The following is a 3,555-nucleotide window of genomic DNA, read 5'->3' on the forward strand; positions in this document are numbered from 1 at the left end:
TTCTTCGGGGACCACACCCAGTCCCAGATCGCGGACCGGTTGGGCTACTCGCAGATGCACGTGTCGCGGCTGCTGTCGGGGGTGCTCGAACAGTTGCGCGAGGAGGTCGGCGGGCACGCGCCCGGCCACGGCTGAGCCCGCGGCCGGGCCGCCTCCCGGAGGGCGCCCTCCGGGAGGCGGCCCCGCCCCCGCACGGCGGGGTCAGCGGGCCGGGATGTCCTCGGGCAGCAGGGTGGTGAAGTCCTCCCGGGTGGCGTTCTGGACGCCGTTGACCAGGCGGCCCGCCTGCCGGGTGATCATCCGCTCCAGCACCTGGCGCGCGTAGCGGGCGTTGCCGAAGTTCACGTCGCGGACCACCCCCGAGAAGTGCTCGCGCAGGGCCGCCGTCGTCTGCTCACCGCAGGTGTAGCCCGACCCCTTCGCCATCCGCTCGACGATGGTGACCAGCTCGTCGTCGCTGTAGTCGGGGAACTCCACCTGGTGGTTGAACCGCGAGGCCAGGCCGGGGTTGGAGTCGAGGAAGCGCTGCATCTCGTTGGTGTAACCGGCGACGATGACCACCGCCTCGTCGCGGTGGTCCTCCATGAGCTTGACCAGGGTGTCGATGGCCTCCTGGCCGAAGTCGTTGCCCGCTCCCCGCGGCGCCAGCGAATAGGCCTCGTCCACGAACAGGACGCCGCCCTTGGCCCGCTCGAACACCTCGGCGGTCAGTTGGGCGGTGTGCCCGACGTAGCGCCCGACCAGGTCCGACCGGGCCGCCTCCACCACGTGGTCGCCGCGCAGCACCCCCAGGGCGTGCAGGAGCTTGCCGTACAGGCGGGCCACGGTCGTCTTACCGGTACCGGGGGGACCGGCGAACACCAGGTGGTGGCTCATCGGCGCCACCTGGAGCCCCATGGCGCGCCGCTGCTGCGACATCAGCAGCAGGTTGGCCAGGTCGTTGACGGTCTCCTTGACGCTGGCCAGGCCCACCATGGCGTTGAGTTCCTCGCGCAGGGCCGCGATCCCGTCCGCCGTGCCGCCGAGCTGCTCCTCCTCGGCCGCCTCCCCCAGGTCCTCGGGCAGCAGGAGGGTGAGCGAGTCCGGGCTGTCGGGGATGGTCCCGCCCAGCCGGAACGCCTGGCGGTCGATCATCTCCTCGAACAGCTTGCGGGCCTCGCGGCCGTTGCCGAACGCGGGTCCCTTGGGTACCCGCTCGAAGTGGGCGAGCAGGGCCGCCTCGGTCTCCTCCGCCATCCGGTAGCTGTGGGAGACGCACATGTTGCGCACGATCTGCGTCAGCTCCTCCGGCGAGTAGTTGGTGAACTCGATGGTCCGGCTGAACCTTGAGGCCAGGCCGGGGTTGGTGTCGAGGAAGCTCTGCATCTCCTCGGTGTAGCCCGCGACGATCACCACGACCTCGTCGCGGTGGTCCTCCATGAGCTTGACCAGGGTGTCGATGGCCTCCCGGCCGAAGTCCGGGCCGCCGCCTCCGCCCTCACTGCCGTTGGCCAGCGTGTACGCCTCGTCCACGAACAGGACGCCGCCCTTGGCCCGCTCGAACACCTCGGTGGTCTTGATCGCCGTGCCGCCCACGTACTGCGAGACCAGGTCGGCGCGGGCCACCTCCACCACGTGCCCGTAGCGCAGCACGTCCAGTTCGGCGAGGATCTGCCCGTACAGCCGCGCCACGGTGGTCTTGCCGGTACCGGGCGCGCCGCCGAAGACCAGGTGGCGGCTCATGGGCGGCGTGGGCAGACCCATCTCCGCCCGGCGCTGGGCCATCTGGTTGCGGGTGACGAGCGTCTTGACCTCGTGCTTGACCCCGGCCAGGCCCACCAGCGAGTCCAGCTCCATCATGGGGCCGACCTCCTCGGCCTCCTCGTCCGACTGCTCGGAGACGGGGGCCTCCGGCATCGGGACGGGTGCGCCCGCCAGGTCGCCGAACGCGTCCGGGGCCCCGTTGCCGCGGCTGAGCAGCTCCTCCGTGCGCATGCTCCGGCTGGCCACGGTCTGGCGCAGCCCGGAGCGCCCGTTGTCGCGCACCGAGCAGTCCTCCACCGCCACGTCCTCGGCGGAGTGCACGAGGATGCCGTCGGCGCCGTTGCCGAACACCTCGCACCGGCGCAGCGTGGCGCTCGCCTTGGCCGCCACCAGCACGCCGTTGCGGCGGCCGTTGTAGACCCGGGTGCGCAGCACCGTCGCACTGCCCCCGGCCCGCACGGCGACGCCGTCGCCCGTGCACTCGGACACGTCGCAGTCGCGCACGTCGGCGGATCCGCCCGAGCCCACCGAGATCCCGGCGTCGCGGCTCCCGGTGATCTGCACGCCGGTCAGCAGGGGCGCGCCGCCCTCCTCCACCGACACCGCGCTCTTGCCGGTGCGCTCCAGCGTCACGTCCTCCATACGTCCGCGCCCGCCCTTGCCGAACACCACGCCCTGGCTCCTGGTCCCGGTGATCGCGGTCGCGCGCAGGAACGGGGCGCACTGCTCGACGACCACGCCGGGACCGGCGGTCCCGCTGACCAGGCCGCGGTCGAACTCCACTGTGCTGTCGCCGCCCAGGCTCAGCCCCTGCCCGCCGCGCACGACCAGGCCGAGGAAGGCGGTGGAGGCGCGCTCCTCCGCGCGCACGGCGTCGCCGCCCGCCTCCTCCACCTCGCACTCGGTGAAGGTTCCGCGCGCCCGCCCCGACAGGTGGATGGCCACGCCCTTGGCGCGCACCACCCGCACCCGCGCCACCTGCGGGTCCGACCCGTTGCGCACGGTGAGGCCGCGTCCGCCGATGTCCTCGAACACGCAGTCCTCGACCACCGGTCGCGACCTGCTGGAGACCACCAGACCGTCGCCCTCGGTGTCGTGCACGCGCGTGCCCACCAGCGAGGCGGCCGACCCCTCCTCCAGCGCCACGGCGGGCTTCTTCGTCCCCGAGATCTCGCAGTCGCTGATCGTGCCCCCGGACTGCCCGCTGGCGAACACACCGTTGCCCCCGGCGTCGCGCAGCACGCAGGAGCGGACCGTGGGGCGGGCCCGCTCGCCGATGACCACGGCGCTGGTGTCGACCTCCTCGACCACGCAGTCCTCGATGACGCTCGGCCCGGAGGAGGTGATCACCACACCCGCCCCCGCCGAACAGGTGACGCGGCTGTCGCGCATGGCGAGCGCCCCCTCGCCGCGCACCGACACCGCGGTCCACGAGGCGCCCTCCACCTCGCAGTCGGCCATCTCCAGTTGTCCGAGGGGGATGTCCACCGCGGGGTAGTCGGCGTGGCGGCCGCGCAGGACCAGCCCCGACAGCTTGACCGCCTCGGCGCCCGAGACCACGGCGCAGCCGCTGGCGGTGGTGATCTCCACGCTGCCCAGGCCGTCGCGGGCCATCAGGGTGACCACGTCGCGCAGGACGAGGCTCTCCTCGTAGCGACCGGGGGCGATGGTGATGAGGGCGCCGCTGTCAGCGGCCTCGACCGCCTCGGTGATCGTCGCGTGCCCGTCCTGAGCGTCGGCGTCGACGGTGAGGAGCTGCCTGGTCATCGGTGTCTTCCTAAGTCGGGGGAGGGGCGGTGGCGGGGCGGCCGG

The 3,555-nt window shown here is 72.7% G+C and carries 2 protein-coding genes; one reads left to right on the forward strand and one right to left on the reverse strand.

Features of this window, described 5'->3' with window-relative positions; genetic code table 11:
* Window positions 1–135 (forward strand): sigma factor-like helix-turn-helix DNA-binding protein (locus ABD54_RS27625; protein WP_268778211.1); only part of this gene is annotated, 135 nt, incomplete at its 5' end.
* A 66-nt stretch (window positions 136–201) separates the two neighbouring features.
* Here ABD54_RS27625 and ABD54_RS26005 read toward each other — a convergent pair.
* Window positions 202–3,510, reverse strand: coding sequence for a right-handed parallel beta-helix repeat-containing protein (locus ABD54_RS26005; protein ID WP_047872187.1), 3,309 nt, complete (start codon window positions 3,508–3,510; stop codon window positions 202–204).
* Window positions 3,511–3,555 lie beyond the last annotated feature (45 nt).

It is taken from the genome of Nocardiopsis sp. RV163 (assembly GCF_001029525.1).
Lineage (GTDB): Bacteria > Actinomycetota > Actinomycetes > Streptosporangiales > Streptosporangiaceae > Nocardiopsis > Nocardiopsis dassonvillei.